18 protein-coding genes are annotated in these 20125 nt (G+C 67.8%); 13 read left to right on the top strand and 5 right to left on the bottom strand.

What is annotated here, in order from left to right:
- Positions 1–36 precede the first annotated feature (36 nt).
- A complete protein-coding gene (locus tag SOM26_RS12350) occupies positions 37–4650 on the top strand; it encodes an NAD-glutamate dehydrogenase (protein ID WP_320453024.1) in 4614 nt (1537 codons plus the stop codon).
- Positions 4651–4948: 298 nt separating this feature from the next.
- On the opposite strand, the gene SOM26_RS12355 is transcribed toward SOM26_RS12350, so the two are convergent.
- Entirely contained in the window at positions 4949–6739 is a 1791-nt protein-coding gene (locus SOM26_RS12355; protein ID WP_320453025.1) for an aminopeptidase P family protein, read from the bottom strand.
- Positions 6740–6868: 129 nt separating this feature from the next.
- On the opposite strand from SOM26_RS12355, the gene SOM26_RS12360 reads away from it, so the two are divergent.
- The 7 genes from SOM26_RS12360 (at position 6869) to SOM26_RS12390 (ending at position 12683) form a co-directional block, all read left to right on the top strand.
- Positions 6869–7972, top strand: a complete 1104-nt coding sequence (locus SOM26_RS12360) for a glycoside hydrolase family 43 protein (protein ID WP_320453026.1) — start codon at positions 6869–6871, stop codon at positions 7970–7972.
- Between the two features lie 50 nt (positions 7973–8022).
- Entirely contained in the window at positions 8023–10092 is a 2070-nt protein-coding gene (locus SOM26_RS12365; protein ID WP_320453027.1) for a S9 family peptidase, read from the top strand.
- A complete protein-coding gene (locus SOM26_RS12370) occupies positions 10068–10673 on the top strand; it encodes a DedA family protein (RefSeq protein ID WP_320453028.1) in 606 nt (201 codons plus the stop codon). Before SOM26_RS12365 ends, SOM26_RS12370 begins: the two co-directional genes overlap by 25 nt.
- Complete coding sequence (locus tag SOM26_RS12375; protein WP_320453029.1) at positions 10670–11062, top strand: acyl-CoA thioesterase; 393 nt, start codon at positions 10670–10672, stop codon at positions 11060–11062. The genes SOM26_RS12370 and SOM26_RS12375 overlap by 4 nt, the downstream gene beginning before the upstream one ends.
- A 49-nt stretch (positions 11063–11111) precedes the next feature.
- Complete coding sequence (locus SOM26_RS12380; protein ID WP_320453030.1) at positions 11112–11609, top strand: methylated-DNA--[protein]-cysteine S-methyltransferase; 498 nt, start codon at positions 11112–11114, stop codon at positions 11607–11609.
- Positions 11606–12253, top strand: a complete 648-nt coding sequence (locus SOM26_RS12385; RefSeq protein WP_320453031.1) for an FMN-binding negative transcriptional regulator — start codon at positions 11606–11608, stop codon at positions 12251–12253. The genes SOM26_RS12380 and SOM26_RS12385 overlap by 4 nt, the downstream gene beginning before the upstream one ends.
- Before the next feature lie 82 nt (positions 12254–12335).
- On the top strand, positions 12336–12683 hold the full coding sequence (locus SOM26_RS12390; protein ID WP_320453032.1) for a chorismate mutase: 348 nt from the start codon (positions 12336–12338) through the stop codon (positions 12681–12683).
- Positions 12684–12713: 30 nt separating this feature from the next.
- Here the strand turns inward: SOM26_RS12390 and SOM26_RS12395 are convergent, their stop codons facing one another.
- Positions 12714–13121 (bottom strand): OsmC family protein, encoded by a 408-nt coding sequence (locus SOM26_RS12395; RefSeq protein ID WP_320453033.1) that lies wholly within the window; start codon positions 13119–13121, stop codon positions 12714–12716.
- A 1-nt stretch (position 13122) separates the two neighbouring features.
- Complete coding sequence (gene ppc / locus SOM26_RS12400) at positions 13123–15798, bottom strand: phosphoenolpyruvate carboxylase (RefSeq protein WP_320453034.1); 2676 nt, start codon at positions 15796–15798, stop codon at positions 13123–13125.
- Between the two features lie 253 nt (positions 15799–16051).
- Between ppc and SOM26_RS12405 the strand changes: the two genes are divergently transcribed.
- Positions 16052–16516, top strand: a complete 465-nt coding sequence (locus SOM26_RS12405; protein ID WP_320453035.1) for a metal-independent carbonic anhydrase family protein — start codon at positions 16052–16054, stop codon at positions 16514–16516.
- Positions 16517–16674: 158 nt separating this feature from the next.
- On the top strand, positions 16675–17292 hold the full coding sequence (locus tag SOM26_RS12410) for a DUF1826 domain-containing protein (protein ID WP_320453036.1): 618 nt from the start codon (positions 16675–16677) through the stop codon (positions 17290–17292).
- Positions 17293–17302: 10 nt separating this feature from the next.
- Here SOM26_RS12410 and SOM26_RS12415 read toward each other — a convergent pair whose 3' ends face one another.
- Both SOM26_RS12415 and SOM26_RS12420 read right to left on the bottom strand, forming a co-directional pair.
- Positions 17303–17722 carry an EF-hand domain-containing protein gene (locus SOM26_RS12415; protein ID WP_320453037.1) on the bottom strand — a complete coding sequence of 140 codons (420 nt, stop codon included), beginning with the start codon at positions 17720–17722 and terminating at the stop codon, positions 17303–17305.
- 57 nt (positions 17723–17779) lie between these two features.
- Positions 17780–18346, bottom strand: coding sequence for an HNH endonuclease (locus SOM26_RS12420; RefSeq protein WP_183952556.1), 567 nt, complete (start codon positions 18344–18346; stop codon positions 17780–17782).
- Positions 18347–18456: 110 nt separating this feature from the next.
- On the opposite strand from SOM26_RS12420, the gene gluQRS reads away from it, so the two are divergent.
- The 3 genes from gluQRS to SOM26_RS12435 are packed head-to-tail and all read left to right on the top strand — an operon-like array spanning position 18457 to position 20114.
- The gene (gluQRS, locus tag SOM26_RS12425; RefSeq protein ID WP_320453038.1) at positions 18457–19308 is read left to right on the top strand and encodes a tRNA glutamyl-Q(34) synthetase GluQRS; all 852 of its coding nucleotides are present in this window, start codon (positions 18457–18459) and stop codon (positions 19306–19308) included.
- A 10-nt stretch (positions 19309–19318) separates the two neighbouring features.
- Positions 19319–19546 (top strand): twin transmembrane helix small protein, encoded by a 228-nt coding sequence (locus SOM26_RS12430; protein ID WP_058733595.1) that lies wholly within the window; start codon positions 19319–19321, stop codon positions 19544–19546.
- Positions 19547–19550: 4 nt separating this feature from the next.
- On the top strand, positions 19551–20114 hold the full coding sequence (locus SOM26_RS12435) for a cob(I)yrinic acid a,c-diamide adenosyltransferase (protein WP_320453039.1): 564 nt from the start codon (positions 19551–19553) through the stop codon (positions 20112–20114).
- Positions 20115–20125 lie beyond the last annotated feature (11 nt).

A 20125-nucleotide genomic window follows, 5' to 3' on the forward strand; every position in this document is an offset into this window, starting at 1 on the left:
TGAGCGGCGCGAAAGCCGAGCCTAGGACTAGCGGCCATGGCACTGAATATGTCGCATCCGATGGCCGACGCGATTGCCGCGCGGCTGACCCAGGGCGCCCTTCCGGCGGAGTTGCAGGGGTTCGGCCCCGCGGAGGTGGCTGCCGCGGCGGCCTTCGTCGCGGGGGTGGCCGAGCGGCGCTCCCCCGGTGAGCCATCGATCGCGCTGGAGCCGATATCGGGCGACGACACGCACCGCCGGATGCGGCTGGCCATCGTCAATGACGACATGCCCTTCCTGGTCGATTCGATCGCGGCGATGGTCGGCGCGGACGGCATCGCCATCGACCGAGTGATTCACCCCGTCCTGTCCGTCACGCGCGACGCGGATGGTGTGTTGCAGGCGATCGGCGCGGGTGGCCGGTCCGAATCCTTCATCTATCTGGAAATGGAACGCGCCGATGCGCGCGACCGGCGCGGGCTGGTCGACGATCTGCGCGCCGTGCTGGCCGATGTCCGCGCGGCCGTCACCGACTGGTCGGGATTGCAGGATTCGCTGGCCGCCGATGCGACGACGCTGGGCGAGAAGAATGGCGAGGGTGCGGCACTTCTCCTGTGGTTCCTGAACGGCAAGCTGACGCTGCTGGGCCATGAGAAATGGTATCAGGATGGCCGCGACGCCCCCGCACTCGGGGTCGCGCGGACGCCGCACAAGGTGCCGCTGCTCGCCGACACGTCGCGGCAGCGCGCGCTGGACTATTTCCTGGAGGGCGGCGCGGCACCGCTGCTGCTGAAGTCCAATGCGATCTCGACCGTTCACCGCTCGGTCCCGCTCGACCTGGTGCTGGTGCCGATCATGGAGGAGGGCCGCGCCGTTGGCCTGTCGATCCATGCGGGCCTGTGGACCAGCGCCGCGCTGGCCAGCCCGCCGCACGAGGTGCCGGTGCTGCGCACGCGGCTGGCCGCGCTTCAGGCCAAGTTCGGCTTCGATCCGCGCGGCCATACCGGCAAGGCGCTGACCCATGCGCTGACCGCGCTGCCGCATGACCTGGTGACGGCGTTCCCGGCCGAGGCGCTGGAGCAGCTGGCGCTGACCGCCATGTCGCTGGCCGATCGGCCGCGGCCCGAACTGGTGCTGATCCGATCGGTGTTGCAGCGGCATCTGTTCGCCTTTGTCTGGCTGCCGCGTGACGAGCTGACGACCGCGCGGCGTGTCGCGATCGGCGACATGCTGGGCGAGGCGGCGAACGGATCGCTGCTCAACTGGTCGATCGCGCTGGAGGACGGCGTCGTCGCGCTGATCCGCTATACGATCGACCTGCGCCAGGACGGTCGCCTGCCCGATACGGCGGCACTGTCCGAACGGCTGCGCAAGATGGTGCGCGGCTGGATGCCCGATGTCGAGGCGGCGCTGGCCGAGCAGGTGCCGGCACCCCGTGCGGCGCGCCTGGCGCTGCGCTGGGCCAATGGCTTCCCGACCAATTACCGCAATGTCAGCGACGCGACCGAAGCCGCCGCCGACATTCTGCGCCTGGCCGCACTGGAGAATGAGAATGGCCGTTCGGTGCGGCTGTTCCCGGTCCAGCCGGGGCAGGATCGCCAGCTCAAGATCTACAAGCTGAACGGCGCGCTGCCCTTGTCGGACGCGGTGCCGGTGCTGGAGAATTTCGGCTTCCGCGTGATTGGCGAGCTGCCGACGCGGCTGCGCGACGATGCCGATCCGTTCGTCCACGACTTCATCGTGGAAACCGAGGCGACGACCGAGCCCAAGGGCGCGGCGGTGCTGGAGGGCGCGATCGCGGCGGTGTTGGAAGGTGCGGCGGAGAATGACGCGTTCAACCGCCTGATCGTCGATGTCGGGCTCAGCCCGCAGGCGGTGGTGCTGTTCCGCGCCTGGTTCCGCTATCTGCGCCAGGCGGGTCTGCCCTATGGCCTGACCACCGTGGTCGATGCGTTGCGCCGCGCGCCCAAGCTCGCCACCGCGCTGATCGAGCGGTTCACCGCCGCGCATGATCCGAAGGCGACCGGCGATCTTGCCGCCGCCGATGCCGCCATCGCGACCGGGCTGGATGCGGTATCGGCGATCGACGACGACCGTATCCTGCGCAGCTTCCGCGACATGATCGCGGCGACCCTGCGCACCAACGCCTTTGCCGAGGCGGGCAGGGAAGCGCTGGCCTTCAAGCTGGACAGCCACAGGATTCCGGGGCTTCCGGCTCCGTTGCCGTGGCGCGAGATCTGGGTCTATTCGCCGCGTGTCGAGGGCATCCATCTGCGCGCCGGACCGGTGGCGCGTGGTGGACTGCGCTGGTCGGATCGCCGCGATGACTTCCGCACCGAAATCCTGGGCCTGATGAAGGCGCAGCGGGTGAAGAACGCGGTCATCGTGCCGACCGGCGCGAAGGGCGGCTTCTATCCCAAGCAGCTGCCGTCGCCCGTCACCGACCGTGACGGATGGGCGGCCGAGGGCAAGGAAAGCTACCGCGTGTTCATCCGCGCGCTGCTGTCGATCACCGACAATATCGTCGAGGGCGCGGTGGTGCATCCGGACGGCGTGCGCGTGCTGGACGGCGAGGACCCCTATTTCGTGGTCGCCGCCGACAAGGGCACCGCGACCTTCTCCGACGTGGCCAATGCGCTGGCGCTGGAGCGCGGCTTCTGGCTGGGCGACGCCTTCGCTTCCGGGGGCAGCCAGGGTTATGACCACAAGGCGATGGGGATCACCGCCAAGGGTGCGTGGGTCTCGGTGCAGCGTCACTTCGCCGAACGCGGTGTGGACGTGCAGAGCCAGCCGATCCGCGTCGTCGGCTGCGGCGACATGTCGGGCGACGTGTTCGGCAACGGGATGCTGCTGTCCAAGGCGATCAAGCTGGTCGCCGCGTTCGACCATCGCCACATCTTCCTCGATCCGAACCCCGATCCCGCCACGAGCTGGGACGAGCGGGCGCGCATGTTCGCGCTCCCCCGGTCGAGCTGGGCGGATTACGACACCAGCCTGATCTCGCCCGGCGGCGGCGTCTTCCCGCGTTCGGCCAAGACGATCCCGCTGTCGGACGAAATCCGCGAGGCACTGGGCATCACCGCCACCTCGCTGGAACCGGCGGCGCTGATCTCGGCGATCCTGAAGGCCCCGGCCGACCTGCTCTGGTTCGGCGGCATCGGGACCTATATCAAGGCGGCGGCGGAGAATAACGTCCAGGTCGGCGATCCGGCGAACGATCGCCTGCGCGTCGATGCCGAGGACCTGCGCGTCATCGCCATCGGCGAGGGTGCCAATCTGGGCGTGACCCAGGCCGCGCGCATCGCCTTTGCCGAGCGTGGCGGGCGGATCAACACCGACTTCATCGACAATTCGGCGGGCGTCGACTGCTCGGACAACGAGGTCAACATCAAGATCGCGCTCAACCGCGAGATGATCGAGGGCCGTCTGGCGGAGGACGACCGCAACACGCTGCTCGCGTCGATGACCGACGACGTCGCGCATCTGGTGCTGGAGGACAACCGCCTCCAGACGCTGGGCCTGTCGATCGCCGAGGCGGACGGCGCGGGCGCGATGCCCAGCTATGTCCGGGTGATCGAGATCTTCGAGAGCGCCGGACGGCTCGACCGCGTGGTCGAGGGGCTGGGCAGCAACGACGTGCTGTTGCGGCGCGGGCAGGACGGGCTGGCCCTGACCCGGCCCGAATTGGCGGTGCTGCTGGCGACGGCGAAGCTGACGCTGCAGGACGCGATCGAAACCAGCCCGCTGGCGCTGGACGACGAACTGCTGCCCGATCTGCACGCAGCCTTCCCGCCCGCCATGCAAAAGGACTTTGGCGAGGCGATCGATCAGCATCGCCTGCGCGGCGAGATCGTCGCGACCAAGCTCGCCAACCGGATCGTCAACCGGATGGGGATCCTCCATCCGTTCGAGCTGGCGGAGGAGGAAGGCGCGGCGATGGCCGATATCGCGGCGATGTTCGTCGTGGTCGAGCGGCTGTTCGACCTGCCGTCCTTGTGGACCGCGATCGAGACGGCGGCGATGCCCGAGGCCGCCCGCATCGCGCTGTTCGACGAGGTGGCGCGCGCCACCCGGTCGCAGATCGCCGACCTGCTGCGCGCCATGCCCGCGGGCACGGCCCCCGGCGCGGCGCTGGAGCGGTTGCAGCCCGGGATCGAGCGGCTGGCGGCGGAAACGCCCGCTTTGCTGCGCGACGAGGCCAAGGCGCAGAGCGGGCGGGTCGTCGCCGCGCTGGAGGAGGCGGGCGCGCCTGTTGAACTGGCGGCGCGGGTGGTGCGTGTGTCCGAGCTGGACGGCGCGGTCGGGCTGGCCGATCTGGGCCAGCGCCTGTCGCTGGACGAGACGCGGCTGACCCACGCCTTTACCCGTCTGGGTCAGGCGCTGGGCCTGGACTGGGCGCAGGGCCAGGCGGCGCGGATCAACCCGAGCGATCCGTGGGAACGCCTGCTGATCGCGGGGCTGGCGCGCGATTTCCAGCAACAGCGGCTCGACTTCCTGGGCCGTGCGGGCGCGACCGATCCCGAAGCGGCGGTCGAGGCGTGGCTGGAACGCAATGCCTCGCGCGTGGGCCAGTTCAAGGCGGTGATCGACCGGGCCCGACTGGCGGCGCAACCGAATGCCGCGATGTTGGCCCAGATTGCGGGCCAGGCGCGGGTGCTGCTGGGGCGGTAATCACGATCATCGCCACCCCGGCGAAGGCCGGGGTCCAGTTGCTGTGCCGCCAGAGGCGCGCAAGACGCCACGCGGGAGGCCTCTCCCGCGTGGCGTTTTTCTTGTTCGCGCGGAGAAGATGTGTTCGCGCAGAGGCGCGGAGGACGCGGAGAGGTCAGGCCGCGCGCAGCGCCCTCTTATTCGTCAGCGCCAGAGATAAGAGGGCGGCTGGCGCGGCGGGCGAGACACCTCCGCGCCTCCGCGCCTCCGCGCGAACCAACCTTCTTCTTCGCGTCCTCGCGGCTTCGCGCGAACAAAATCAGATCGCCGCGCACTTCTCCAGCAACCATGCGCGATCCGCGCCCTCCAGTTCCGGCGCCAGAACCTCCGCCACCCGCGCATGATAGGCGTCGAGCCAGTCCCGCTCACCCTCGGTCAGCAACTCCGCCACGATCAGCGTGCGCTCGATCGGGCATAGGGTCAGCGTTTCGAAGCCCAGCATGTCGCGGTCCGCGCCCGGAATGTCACGGGGTTCGACCAGCACCAGATTCTCGATGCGGATGCCGTATTCGCCCGCCTTGTAATAACCCGGTTCGTTGGACAGCATCATGCCCGCGCGGAGCGGCTCCATCGCGGCGCCGCCGGGATAGTTGGGGGCGGCGATACGCTGCGGCCCCTCGTGCACCGACAGATAGGCGCCGACGCCGTGGCCGGTACCATGCGCATAATCCAGCCCGACCTCCCAGAGCGGCCGCCGCGCGAGCGAGTCCAGATGCCCGCCCAAGGTCCCGTCAGGGAAGACGGCGGTGGCAAGGCCGATATGCCCCTTCAGCACGCGGGTGAAGCGGTCGCGCATCTCGTCCGTCGGCGCGCCGATCGGCATGACGCGGGTGATGTCGGTGGTGCCGTCCTGATACTGCCCGCCCGAGTCGATCAGGAACAGCTGGCCCGGCTCGATCGCGGCGTTCGATTCCTCGGTCACGTGATAATGCGGGCTCGCGCCATGCGCGCCGGTCGCCGAGATGGTCGAGAAGCTGGTGTCCTTGAGCAGCCCCGTCGCCTCGCGGCACGCCAGCAGCCGTGCGGCGGCGGAGAGTTCGGTCTGCCCGCCCTTGGGACATTCGCTCTCCACCCAGCGCAGGAAGCGCACCATCGCCGCGCCGTCGCGGACCGAGGCGGCGCGGTGCCCGGCGATTTCGGCGGGGTTCTTGATCGCCTTGGTCAGCACCACCGGGTCGCGAAGCGCCAGCACCTTGGCTCCGCCAGCCTCCAGTCCTTGCGCGATGGCGGCGACCGCACGCTCGGGGTCGGCGACGACGCGCTTGCCTGCAAAGCCATGCAGATAGTCCTCGAACGCCGCGCGGTCGTGCAGCCGCACCGCATTGCCCAGATGCGCGCGCACCTCCGGGGTGATCTTCTCGGGGGAGACGAACAGGTCGGTCTCGCCGTCCACATGGACGATCGCATAGGACAGGGCGACGGGCGTGTGCGTGACGTCCGTACCGCGCACGTTGAGCGTCCAGGCGATCGAGTCCAGCGCCGACAGCACCACCGCATCGGCACGCTGCTCGGCCAGCCATTCGCCGATCCGCGCCCGCTTGGCGGCCGAGCCTTCGCCCGCCACCGCATCGTCCTGCACGCTCAGCACGGCGGGGGAGGGGGCGGGGCGGTCGGTCCAGACCGCGTCAATCGGATTGGCCGTCACCGCCACCAGTTCGGCCTCGCGGTCGGCCAGCGCCGCCGCCATGTCGGCGACCTGCTGGCGGGTGTGCAGCCATGGGTCATAGCCGATCCGCTGCCCCGCGACCGTCTCGCGGCCCAGCCAGCCCGCGATGCTGTCCTGTGGCACGGGGATATAGGCATAGTCGTCGCCCGACACCTGTTCGCGCACCTGCAAGGTGTAGCGCCCGTCGGTGAAGATCGCGGCCTTGTCCGCCAGCACCACCGCCGAGCCCGCCGACCCGCCGAAACCGGTCAGCCAGCCAAGGCGCTGCGCATAGTCGCCGACATATTCGCTCATATGCTCGTCGGTCAGCGGCACGACGAAACCGTCGAGGCCCTGGGCGGCCAACTGGTTGCGAAGGGCGGAAAGGCGGGCGGATTGGGACATGGAACGGCCTGACAGCAATGGGAAACATGGTCGGTCTAGCCCTCCGTCCGCACAGCGTCGAGCCTGTCGGGGCTTGATCCATTTGTCAGACGATATACGATCCTAGCGAGTGATGTGGGAGGAGGTTGCGTGACCATCGATCGGCGGAGCATCTTGGTGGGAGCGGGCGCGGTGGCGCTGGCCAGCGGCATGGCACGAGCCGCCGAGCCCGGCGCGTTTCGCCCCGGCGAGGTGTGGAACGATACCAGCGGCGTGGCGATCAACGCGCATGGCGGCGGCTTGCTGCGCCATGGCGGACGCTGGTGGTGGCATGGCGAGCACAAGACGGCGGGCGAGGGGGGCAATACCGCGCTGGTCGGCGTCCACGCCTATAGCTCGACCAATCTGATCGACTGGCGGGACGAGGGCATCGCGCTGCCGGTATCGGACGATCCGGCCAGCCCGATCGCGCGCGGCTGCATCCTGGAGCGGCCCAAGGTCGTCTATAACCGCCGCACCCGCCAATTCGTGATGTGGTTCCATCTGGAGTTGAAGGGGCGCGGTTACGGCGCGGCGCAGGCGGGCGTCGCGGTCGCCGACCGGCCACAGGGGCCGTTCCGCTTCCTGCGCGCGGGGCGCGTCAATCCGGGCATCTGGCCCGCCAATGCGACCGCAGAGGACAAGGCAACCGGCACCACGCTTGCCCGCGATTTTCCCGGCGGGCAGATGGCGCGCGACATGACCGTCTTCGTCGATGGCGACACCGCGTGGCACGTCTATGCCTCCGAGGAGAATGCCACGCTCCAGATCGCGCGGCTGGCGCCCGACTGGACGACCCATGACGGCTATTATGTCCGCGCGCTGCCGGATGGCGGGAACGAGGCACCTGCGATCTTCAAGGCCAAGGGGCGCTACTACATGTTCGCCTCGGGCCTGACCGGCTGGCGGCCCAATCCGGGGCGGGTCTATGTTGCGGACCGGGTGACGGGGCCGTGGCGCTCGCTGGGCAATCCCGTGCGCGGAAGCGAGCAGGACGCCAAGACGACCTTCCATTCGCAGTCCACCTTCGTCCTGCCCTTGCCGCCCGAACGGCCGGGGGGCGAACCGCGCTTCATCTTCATGGCGGACCGGTGGCGGCCCGAAAATGCCATCGACGGGCGTTATGTCTGGCTGCCGGTCGCGTGGGAGGGCGAGACGCCGGTGCTGCGCTGGCGGGATCGCTGGACGCTGGCGGACGGGTGGCGCGGCAAATAGCATGACGTCCACCCCTTCCGGCGGGGGCCAAGCCTAGCTACATCCGGGCGATGACCGATAGCCCCGCGCTGACCCCGCCCGTCGCCGAGACCCGCCCCCACAGCTTCACCGCGCACGGGATCACGATCGAAGACCCCTATGCCTGGCTGAAGGACCCGGCTTACCCGGAAGTCGAGGACAAGGACGTGCTCGCCTATCTCGAGGCGGAGAATGGCTATTTCGAGGCTGCGATGGCCCCGCGCCAGCCGCTGGTCGACCGGCTGTACGAAGAGATGAAGGGCCGGATCAAGGAGGACGAATCCTCCGTCCCCCAGAAGGACGGCGACTGGATCTACTGGACCGCGTTCGAGACCGGCGGCCAGTATCGCAAATGGTGGAGGAAGCCCGTCGCGGGCGGCCCGGACGAGCTGCTGCTCGACGAACCGGCCCTGGCCGAGGGCAAGGAATATTTCCGGCTGGGAGCCTTCTCGATCAGCAACAATGACCGTTACCTGGCCTATGCGATCGACGACAATGGCTCGGAGCGGTTCGAGGTACGGGTCAAGGACCTGACCACCGGCGAGCACCTGCCCGACGTCATCTCCGGCATGTTGTCGGAGATCGTCTGGGTCGCGGACGATAGCGGCTTTCTCTACGGCGTGGCGAACGCGCAGTGGCGGACCGACAATGCCCGCTTCCACCGGCTGGGCACGCCGGTCGCCGAGGATGTCGAGCTGTTCCACGAGGCGGACGAGGGTTACCGCGTCGCGGTGGCCGAGACCTCCGCGCGCAACTGGATCGTGATCGCGACCGGCGACCATGTCACCAGCGAGGTGCGGCTGCTGCCCTCCGACAATATCTTCGCCGAACCGATCCTGGTCGCCCCCCGCAAGGAGGGTCGCGAATATGATGTGGACGAGCATGACGGCACGCTGTTCATCCACACCAACGACGTGGACCCGCAATTCCGCCTCTGCACCGCCTCGATCGACAATCCCGGCGAGTGGCAGGAGCTGATCGGCCCCAACCCGCATTTCTACATGACCGGGGTGGAGTGTTATAAGGACTTCTTCGTGGTCGAGGGGCGCGAGGATGGTTTGGACCGCATCGCCATCCACCGCTACGACACGCCGACCAAGGCGCAGCGGATCGACTTTCCCGAGGCGAGCTATACGGCGGGCCTGGGTGACAATCCCGAATATGACGTGTCGACCCTGCGCCTCGGATATGAATCCATGGTCACGCCGGGCACCGTCTATGACTATGACGTGGCGACCGGCGGCCTGACCGTGCTGAAGGTGCAGGAAATCCCGTCGGGCTATGACGCCGACAAGTACCGGACCGAGCGGCTGAAGATCGCGGGCCGCGACGGAACGATGGTGCCGGTGTCGATCGTCTACCCGAAGGACTTCCCGCGCGACGGGTCGGGCAAGCTGTTCCTCTATGCGTATGGCGCCTATGGCTATGCCATTCCGCCGGGCTTCTCGACGGGCCGGATGAGCCTGCTCGATCGCGGCTTCGCCTATGCCATCGCGCACATTCGCGGCGGCGACGATCTGGGCCAGCAATGGTATCTGGACGGCAAGCTGGAAAAGCGGACCAACACCTTCCACGACTTCGTCGACGTGGCGAAGGGGCTGATCGACGGCGGCTGGACAGCCAAGGGCCGGATCGCGATCGCGGGGCGTTCGGCGGGTGGCGAGCTGATGGGCGCGGTGGTCAATTCCGACCCCGAACTCTGGGGCGCGGTGATCGCGGACGTGCCGTTCGTCGACGTGCTCAACACGATGATGGATGCCGAACTGCCGCTGACGCCGGGCGAATGGCCCGAATGGGGCAACCCTATCGAGGACAAGGCGGCGTTCGAGCTGATCCGCAGCTACAGCCCCTATGACAATGTCCGGGCGCAGGCCTATCCGCCGATGTTCATCTCGGGCGGGCTGAACGACCCGCGCGTGACCTATTGGGAGCCCGCGAAATGGGCCGCCAGGCTTCGCGCGACCAAGACCGACGACAATCTGCTGCTGCTCAAGACCAATATGGGTGCGGGCCATGGCGGCAAGTCGGGGCGGTTCGAGAGCCTTCGCGAGGGCGCGGAAGAGCACGCGTTCATCCTGTGGCAGATGGGAGTCGAATCCTGAGCATCGAGGCGATCGTCGCACGCTACGGCGTCGCGGCCATCGCGCTGGGTGCGGGGGTAGAGGGCGAGACGGCGGTGGTGACCGGCGGCATCCTGTCGCACCAGGGGCTGATCGCCTGGCCCGCCGCCTTTCTCGCCGCCGCGATCGGGTCGTTCCTGGCCGACCAGGTCTTCTTCACCATCGGGCGGCGCGCGCGGGGCGGGCGCTGGGTGGGCAAGTTGCAGAAGCGGCGCGTCTATGCCCGCGTGACCAGGTTGATGGAGCGTTATCCGATCGGCTTCATCTTCGCCTTTCGCTTCCTCTATGGCCTGCGCACGATCAGCCCGGTGGCGCTGGGCACCAGCAAGGTGTCGACCCGGCTGTTCGTCGCGGTCAATGCGGCATCCGCCGTGTGCTGGGCTGCGATCTTCACCGGTATCGGTTATCTGTTCGGCGAGGCGTTTCACGAACTCGCCGCACGCTACCGGCCCAGCCTGTCGCACATCCTGATGGCGGCCGCGCTGGTGATGGTGGCCGCCGCCATCGGCTGGGGCGTGCGCGCGCTATGGCTGCGTCACAAGGAGTCGAACGAACAGGCATGAGCCGTTTCACACTGACCTTCACCGCCGCGCCCGACCATATCGACGAGCTGGGCCATGTGAACAACGCCGTCTGGGTCCAGTGGATTCAGGCGATCGCCACCGCCCATTGGGAGGCGGTCGCCCCGCCCGAGCATGTCGCCGCCCATGTCTGGGTCGTGACCCGGCACGAGATCGATTATCGCGGCAACGTCGTGGCGGGCGAGACGGTGACGGCGGAAACCTGGGTCCCCAGCCCGCCCAAGGGCGCGCGCTTCGACCGGCATGTCCGCTTCCTGGACGCACAGGGACAGGTGAAGGTCGAGGCGGTGACGACCTGGGCGTTGATCGATCGCGCCACCGGCCGGTTGCTGCGCGTCACGCCCGACATCGCCGCACCCTTTCAGCTTTGACCGCAAGAAGCGGGACGCATCCCGTGCAGGCCTGCGCTATGTTCGCCGGATGTTGAGCGAATGCACCATGGCCTCGCCGGTGGGCGAACTGACCCTCGTGGCAAGCGATGCGGGATTGCGCGCCATCCTGTGGGCAGAGGAGCGGGTAGGGCGGGTGCCTTTGCCCGAACGGCGGGATGATCCCGCGAACGCGATCCTGGCGGCGGCGGTGCGCCAACTGACCGAGTATTTCGAGGGGCGGCGGCGGGACTTCGACCTGCCGCTCGACCCCGTCGGCACGGACTTTCAGAGGCGCGTGTGGACCGGCCTGAACGCCATCCCTTATGGCGAGACGCGCAGCTACGCCGCGCTCGCCACCGCGATCGGGCGGCCGGGGGCATCGCGCGCGGTGGGCGCGGCGAACGGCCGCAATCCCCTGTCGATCGTCACGCCCTGCCACCGGGTCATCGGTGCGAACGGGACGCTGACCGGCTTTGCGGGCGGGCTGGCGGTGAAGCAATGGCTGCTCGCGCATGAGCGTGGCGAGCGGGCATTGGCGCTGGTATGAGTTATCCGCCGCGTGCTTTCCGCGAGACACGCGAGCATGTGTTGCTGGCGGCGGTGGCGGAGATCGGCCTCGCCTCGCTGGTCGTGGTGCGGGATGGGATGCCCGAGGCGGTGTCGCTGCCGATGATCGCGACGCGCGAGGGCGAGGCGCTGGTGCTGGAGGGACATGTCGCGCGGGCCAATCCGCTGTGGCGGCTGGCCGAGGGCGGCACGGCGGCGCTGGCGATCTTTCAGGGACCGCATGCCTATGTCCATCCCGGCTGGTATCCGACCAAGCGCGATCATGGAAAGGTCGTGCCGACCTGGAATTACGTCGTGGTGCAGGCGCAGGGCGCGCTGTCGGTCACGCATGATCCCGACTGGCTGGCGGCCCATCTGGCGCGACTGACACAGGTGAAGGAAGCCGGGCAGGCCAGCCCCTGGTCGATGGATGACGCACCGGCCGACTTCATCCAGGGCCTGCAGCGCGGCATCGTCGGCCTGACCCTGCATGTCGCCCGGTTGGAGGGGGTGTGGAAGATCGCCCAGCATCACCCTGAGCCGAACCGGCGCGGCGTGATCGATGGCCTCGCGGCGTCGGAAATGCCGGGCGACCGGGCGATGGCGGCGGTGATGGACCAGGCGGAGCGCGACCGCGCCGGATAGTGACGGCGATGTCACTGGCCGAGGCGGAAATGTGGCCGTATCGGGCCCGAATAGCCCCTGCCGGAGATACCGGATGCGCCTGTTGCCGTCTTGCGCCCTGCTTCTCGCCGCGCTGCTGCCCGTGCCTGTTTCTGCGCAGGGGCAAGCCACCTCATGTTGTTGTACCCTGGGCGAGGTGCGGACGAACATCGACCGGATCGACGACCAGATTCTTCGCCTGATGGCCGAGCGGTCGCGCTATGTCGCGCAGGCCGGGCGGTTCAAGACTTCGGCCGCGAGCGTCCGGGACGAAGCGCGAATCCACCAGATCCTGACCCGCATCCGGGAAAAGGCGGCACGCGAAGGGGTGGAGCCGGACGTGGCGGAGGCGACCTTCCGCGCGATGGTCGAGGGGTTTACGACAGAAGAATCGCGGCAGGTAAGGCGGTAAGACTCAATCCTCCCCGTACCGGAGAGGATCTCAGCTCATGTCGTCCCAGACGATCTCGATCGGCGAGTCGATCCCCAGCACCGCGTGCACCGGACAGGCGGCCGCCGCCGCTTCCAGCCGTTTGCGCTGGCCCGCATCATATCGCCCCGGCACCCGGACCGTCACGCCCAGCATCGTGATCCGGCGCGGGGCGTTGCCCATTTCCTTGGTAACGGTCGCGGTCGCCCCCGCCAGTTCCAGTCCGGCGACCCGCCCGGCCATCGCCATGATGCTCAGCACGCAACCGCCCAGCGACGCCGACAGCAGGTCGCTAGGCGAGAAATGCTCGCCCCGGCCGCCCAGCTCTTGCGAGGCATCCATGACCAGCACCGCGCCATTGCCGGGATGCGTCACGTGGCAGCGCAGCCCGCCTTCGTACTGAACGACGAAATCGGCCATGTTACCCGCTGTTCCGCAGCGCCGTCGCGATGCCGTTGATCGACAGCAATATGCCCTCGCCGATGCGCGGATCGTCCTCGCCCATGCGGTGGCGCTTCATCAGTTCGATCTGGAGCAGGTTGAGCGGCTCGATATAGGGCAGGCGCAGGCGGATCGACTCCTCCAGCGCCGGATTGTCGGACAGCAGCCGCGTCTGCCCGGTCACGGTCAGCAGCCCGTCGCGCGCGCGGTGCCAGCCGTCATGGATGCGCCCGAAGATCGCCTCGCGCAGGCCTTCATCCTCGACCAGCCCGGCATAGCGGCGCGCGATCCCGATATCCGACTTGGCCAGCACCATCTCCATATTCGCCAGCGTCGCGGCGAAGAAGGGCCACTCCTTCGCCATCTCGGCGAGCAGCGCCTTGTCCTCGAACGCGGCAATCGCCGCGCCGACACCGAACCATCCCGGCAGCATGACACGCGCCTGTGCCCAGCTGAACACCCAGGGGATGGCGCGCAGGTCTTCGATGGCGTCGGACTTCTTGCGGCTGGCCGGGCGGCTGCCGATCTTCAGGCCCGCAATCTCGGCGATCGGGGTCATCTGGCGGAAGAAGGTGCGAAAGCCCTCGGTGCCATAGACGAGGCCGCGATAGGTGGTGAAGGCGGTCGCCGACAACTGCTCCATCGCGGCGGTGAAGCGCGCATTGTCGGCCTCCGACAGCCGGTCCGGCTCCAGGCTGGCGAGCAATGTGGCCGACGCCATCGCCTCCAGATTGCCGAGCGCCGAGTCGCGCGTGCCATATTTGCCCGCGATCACCTCGCCCTGTTCGGTGATGCGGATTCGGCCCTGCACCGTGGCATGCGGCTGCGCGCGGATGGCGGCGAAGGCACTGCCGCCGCCGCGCCCCACCGCGCCGCCGCGCCCGTGGAACAGCTGCATCCGCACGCCCGCATCGTCGAAGACCGGGCGGAACGCGCTCGACGCCTTGGACAGCGACCAGGTGGAGGTCAGGTAGCCGCCATCCTTGTTCGAGTCCGAATAGCCGATCATCACCTCCTGATGGCCCCGTGCGCGGATGATCGCAGCGATTTCGGGCAAGCCGAAATAGGCGCGCATGATCTCGGGGCCGGCTTCCAGATCCTCGATCGTCTCGAACAGCGGCACCGCCATAATCGCGGCGGTGGCGGGCTCGCCGGGGCGATAAAGGCCGAATTCCTTCAGCATCAGGTTGATTTCGAGCAGGTCGGACACCGACTTGCCCATGGAGACGATGTAGTTGGTGATGCACTTGGGCCCATATTTGGCATGGGCATCGGCGGCGGCCTGGACGATCGCCAGTTCGGAGCGGGTCTCGTCCGAATAATCGGCATAATGGCTGAACAGCGGCCGGGCATTGGCGAGTTCGCGGCGAAGCAGCGCGACGCGCGCGTCCTCGTCCAGTGCCAGATAGTCCGCCTCGACACCCGCCACCTTCAGCAGTTCGGCGACGACGCGCTCATGCACCGCCGAATTCTGCCGCAGGTCGAGCGTGGCGAGGTGGAAGCCGAACGTCTCGACCGCGCGGATCAGCCGCCCCAGCGCGCCGCCGCTTGCCAGCGCGCCGTCGCCGCGCGCCGCCAGCCCGCGCGCGATCGCGACCAGATCGGAGCGCAGGGCCTTGGGATCCGGATAGGGCTCGCCGGTCAGCTTGCCGGGGCGAAGCGCGGCCTTGCCGGTCAGCTTTTCATGCGTCGCGGCGAGGCGCGCATAGATGCCCGACAGCGCGCGGCGATAGGGTTCGTCGGCGCGGCTCAGCGCCTCGTCGCCGCTCGCGTCCGCCAGCGCGCGGACCGCTTCGTCGACCTCGGCATGTTCGGTCGAGATGGACAGTTCCGCACCCAGCGCATGGATCGCCTGGCAATAATGGGTCAGGACCGCATCGGCGGCCTGGGCGAGCGCGGTGGTCAACGAGTCGGCGGTGACGAAGGGATTGCCGTCGCGGTCGCCGCCGATCCACGAACCAGGGCGCAGAAAGGCGGGCACACGCGCGCCGAACGCCTTGTCCCAACGCTGGTAGAGGGCGGGCAGCACCGGCAGGAACACGTCGCGCAGGTAGGAGAGCGCCGTCTCCACCTCGTCGGTGACGTACAGCCGCTCGCGCCGCAGCACGCGCGTCTGCCACAGCAGCGCGATCTGGCGGCCGATCGCCGCCTCCACATCGTCGCCATCGGGCGTCACGGTTCGGCCCGCGTCGCGCATCGCCAGCAGCTCGGCGATGCGGTTGCGGTGGTCGATCATGCTCTTGCGCCGCACCTCGGTCGGGTGGGCGGTCAGCACGGGCACGACCAGCGCCTGGGACAACAGCTCCATCGCGGCGTCGCGGTCGATGCCCTGTCCGGCCAGCGTCTCCAGCACATCGGCGATGTCGGCGGCGGGTTCGCGCGCGATGCCCTGGCGATCCTCGGCCAGATTGGCGAGCATCGAGAACAGCATGAAGCCGCGCACGAAATCCAGGGTCTCGTCGAGCGCCAGCTTTTCCAGTTGCAGGTCGACCGCCGCGTCGTCGCCCAGTCCGCGATAGCGATCGACGGAGGCGCGGCGAATGGCCTCGGTCGCCTCGAACAGCGCATCGCCCCCATAACGGCGGATCACATCGCCGAGCTGTGCGCCCAGAAAGCGGATATCGGCATTGTTGGCGATGGGGGGTAGCGTCGTCATGGGCGCTATTGCTGCAACGCAATAGGTCGCGCGTCAACCGATTGCGGAAGGCAATTTTGGTATAACATTACCGGCTTTGGACAATCGTAAATTGCGTGGGCCTTAGCCAGCGCCATGCAGCAGCAAAAATTTCTTACACGACATATATGTAATGTAATATCATAACTGGCATATCGGATTTCCGTATGCCGACCCCGAGGGGGGCGCTTCAGCGCCGCAACGGCATCATGGCTATTCATAAAAGGACGGCACGATGTTCACCGACGAAATGGTACATAAGGCACTACAGACCTGGTGCGACAATGTGGTCGCGGTCGGCAAGGTTCATGCCGAGGGTGGCGATGTGCGTGCCTTCGCGTCGCGGATTCTCAGTGACAATTATGATTACGACCATGGCAAGGTGCTGTTCAAACCGACCCTGACCTTCGGCGCGAATACCTTCCGGCCCACGAAGGAGGGTGCCCTGTCCTATTTCGTCGGCGGGAACGAGAAGTTTCCCGACGACAAGGGGTTCAAGCTGAAGCCCTGGGTGAAGGTCTGGTACAGCAAGCTGGACTATGTCCTGCACGGCGACCTGGCGATCGTGCAGTGCAACGTCCACTTCATCGGTGACGACGACAGCCATATCTTCGTGAACAAGAGCTTCGTGTTCAAGCAATGCGATGATGGGGCGCTGCGAATCGTCCTGCACCAATCGTCGCTGCCCTATCAGCCCTGATCCCCGGCCTGCGGCAGCCAGTGGGTGGTTTTCCCGCTCCGCTGCCGCAGGCCACCATCCCGGCCCAACACGGACGACAGGTTTCAGATGTCGCGCGATCTTCCTTTTGCAGGCTCGGCCGTATATCGCCGCCCTGCGCCATCCGGTCGATGCATCGGATGACGGCCATCGGAATGGAGCGACGGATCGCCATGGGCTGCGACAGCGCCCTGCTCGACCATATCGCCCGGCCCGATGCCGCCCTGGCCATTTGGTGGCGCCGGATGCCCGAGCCGTTTCGGACGGCACTGGCCCGTCTCGACCTGCGCGGCCTCGACGACCTGTCAGTGGAGGTCGATCTGCACGGATCGTTGAAGGCTCCCCTGCGGGCCGCCGGATATCGGGGGGCTGCCCATGCCTTGCTCTGCGCCGATATGGACCGTCTCGTCCGGCGTCACGCCGCCGTGACCGGCGAAGACCGCCTGCGGGTCCGGCTCACGGTGGTCGAAGGCGACGTACCTGGGGTATTTCAAGCCGAACGGACGACATTCGGACTGACATGCACCTATGTCGGGCCCGGAATTCAGTGGTGCTGCGTCGACGGACCGGATGCGATCTGTGAAGTGCCGACCGGGGCGGTGGGCGTGTTCAAGGGGCGGGCGCTGCTCGACCCGCCGGTGATCCTCCACCGTTCACCAGCGATCGGCGACCCCCGCCTGGTGCTGGCGATCGAACCGGCGCGTCGCGATGATGCCGACCGATCGAAGCACGCCTTGCCCAAGGCCGATCACTGGTGAGCCGCCTGCCTCAGCTCGCATTCCCCGGGGCGGCCGTGCCTGCCCCCGTCCCGACCGGGTTGTTCGGCGTGGCGGGGCGTTCAGTGCGCGAGGCTTCGCGTTCTTCCGATGTCACCGTGCCGTCGCGATTCAGGTCCATGCGGTCGAAGCGGGCCAGCATCCCCTCGAAGAACTCGCTCTCGGTGATCTCGCCGTCCTTGTTGCGGTCCAGCTCCCACAGGCGCGAATTGGCCCTGGGCATTTCCTCGACGGTGATCACGTCGTTGCCGTCACGGTCCAGTTCGCGGAAGCGGCGCGCCATCATGCTGCCAAAGTCGATGCGGCTGGTGACCGATGGCGGCACGAAACCCGCCTTGGCCGCCGCCTGATCGGCCTCGGCCCGCTTTTCCTCTTTCTTGCCGCAGGCGGCGGTCGAGGCCATCACGGCCATCGCCCCGGCGACTCCAAGGCCCCTGGCCCATCCACGCATTCGACACTCCCGGCTTCGTTACGCTTCCAGCTCAACGTCCCAGTACAACCAGTCGTGCCATGTTTCATGCAGATAATTGGGCGGGAAGCTGCGGCCATGTTCCTGTAAATGCCAGTTCGTCGGGCGGATCGGCTCGACATGCAGCGGCATCGCGGCCTGGCGGGGCGTGCGGCCGCCCTTTTTCAGGTTGCACGGCGAACAGGCGGTGACGACATTTTCCCAGGTCGTCCGCCCGCCCTGTGCGCGTGGGATCACGTGATCGAAGGTCAGGTCGCGGTGCGATCCGCAATATTGGCAGGAGAACCGGTCGCGCAGGAACAGGTTGAATCGGGTGAAGGCCGGGAATTGCGACGGCTTCACGAACTGCTTGAGCGCGATGACCGAGGGCAGCTTGACCTTCGCGGTCGGGCTGCGCACCTCGCGTTCATAATGCGCGACGATATCCACCCGGTCGAGGAACACCGCCTTCACCGCGGTCTGCCAGGGCCAGACCGACAGCGGATAATAGGACAGCGGCGTGTAATCGGCGTTCAGCACGAGAGCCGGACAACTGTCCGGGTGTCGGATCAGGTCGGGATGAAACACAGCTCCTCCCTTCGTGGTACGCCGACGCTATTCGCGCAGGCGCGTGACATGGCTATGACACTGGACGCTATGAGAACATGGGATGTGAATCGCGGTCAAGAGGGCGGGCGATGAGTGGAGCGCCGTGCACAACCCGTTTCGCGCCCAGCCCCACGGGGCGGCTGCATCTTGGCCATGCGCTGTCCGCCGTGCGCGCGCATGATCTGGCGCGGGCCGAGGGCGGGCGCTTCCTGCTGCGGATCGAGGATATCGACGGCACGCGCAGCCGGCCCGAGCATGTCGAGGCGATCCTGCGCGACCTGGAATGGCTGGGGCTGGCATGGGACGACCTGTCCTTCCAGTCCGAACGGCTGGACCTCTATGCGGCGACGCAAGAGCGGCTGGCCGACCTTATCTATCCCTGTTTCTGCACCCGTGCCGAGATTGCGGCCAGCCTGTCCGCGCCGCACGGGCCGACGCCGCTCTATCCGGGGACGTGCCGCCGCCTCTCGCCCGAGGCCCGCGCCGCGCGGATGGGTGAGCCGCATGGCTGGCGGCTCGACATGGCCCGCGCGGTCGACCGCGCCGGGCCGCTGGGCTGGGCTGACGAACGCGTGGGGCAGGTGGTCGCCGATCCGCTCTCGCATGGCGACGTGATCCTGGCACGCAAGGACGCGCCCGCCAGCTATCACCTGGCAGTGACGGTCGACGATGCGGCGCAGGGGGTGACCGACGTGGTGCGCGGCGTCGACCTGTTCGAGGCGACGCATGTCCACCGCCTGCTTCAGGCGCTGCTGGGCCTGCCGACGCCGCTTTACCATCATCATCCGCTGATCGTCGGCGCGAACGGCAAGCGTCTGGCCAAGCGCCACGGAGCGCCCGCGCTGGCGGCGATGCGGGAGGGCGGGCAGGACGGTCGCGCGCTGGCCGACGCGCTGCGGCGCAATATGCTTCCTGCTGGATTTCGGCTGGGGGAGGCGTAAGCTCGGGCGCATGACCACTTTTCTCGTGATCCTGCTGATCGCGGCGATGCTCGCCACCCTGGTCGCGCTGGTGCGCGGCATCATCTCGTTCCTGCAGGAGGCGACCGCCGAGGCGAAGGGGGAGGGGCCGACCGCGTCGCAGCTGAAGTCCAACCGGATGATGCAGCAGCGCATCTTCTTCCAGGCGCTGGCGATCACCGTCGTCGTGCTGTTGCTGTTCATGGCCGGGCGGACCTGATCCCGTGGTCAAGCTGACGAAGATTTATACCCGCACCGGGGACGAGGGCACGACCGGGCTGGTCGATGGATCGCGCCGGTCCAAGGCCGAGCCCCGCATGGTCGCGATCGGCGAGGTGGACGAGGCGAACAGCGCGATCGGCGTGGCGCTGCTGTCGGTGGAAGGGCCGCTGGCCGCGCAACTGACCATGATCCAGAACGACCTGTTCGACCTCGGTGCAGACTTGGCGACACCCGGCGAGATCGAGGGTGCGCTTCGCATCATCCCCGAACAGGTCGCGCGGCTGGAGGCGGAGATCGACGCGATGAATGCCGCGCTGTCGCCGCTGACCAGCTTCATCCTGCCGGGCGGCAGCGCGGCCTCGGCGCATCTGCACCTGGCGCGTGCCATTGCACGCCGCGCCGAACGCGCCGCCGTCGGCCTGGCGGAGCAGGAGCCGATCAACCCGCCCGCGCTCGCCTATCTGAACCGTTTGTCAGATTGGTTATTTGTCGCGGCGCGTGCGATGAACCAAAGCGGCGCATCGGACGTTCTTTGGGTTCCAGGAGGGGCGCGCGTGGTACGGTAAAGGGCCGACCG

Source organism: Sphingomonas sp. CFBP8993, from assembly GCF_034044895.1.
Classification (GTDB): domain Bacteria; phylum Pseudomonadota; class Alphaproteobacteria; order Sphingomonadales; family Sphingomonadaceae; genus Sphingomonas.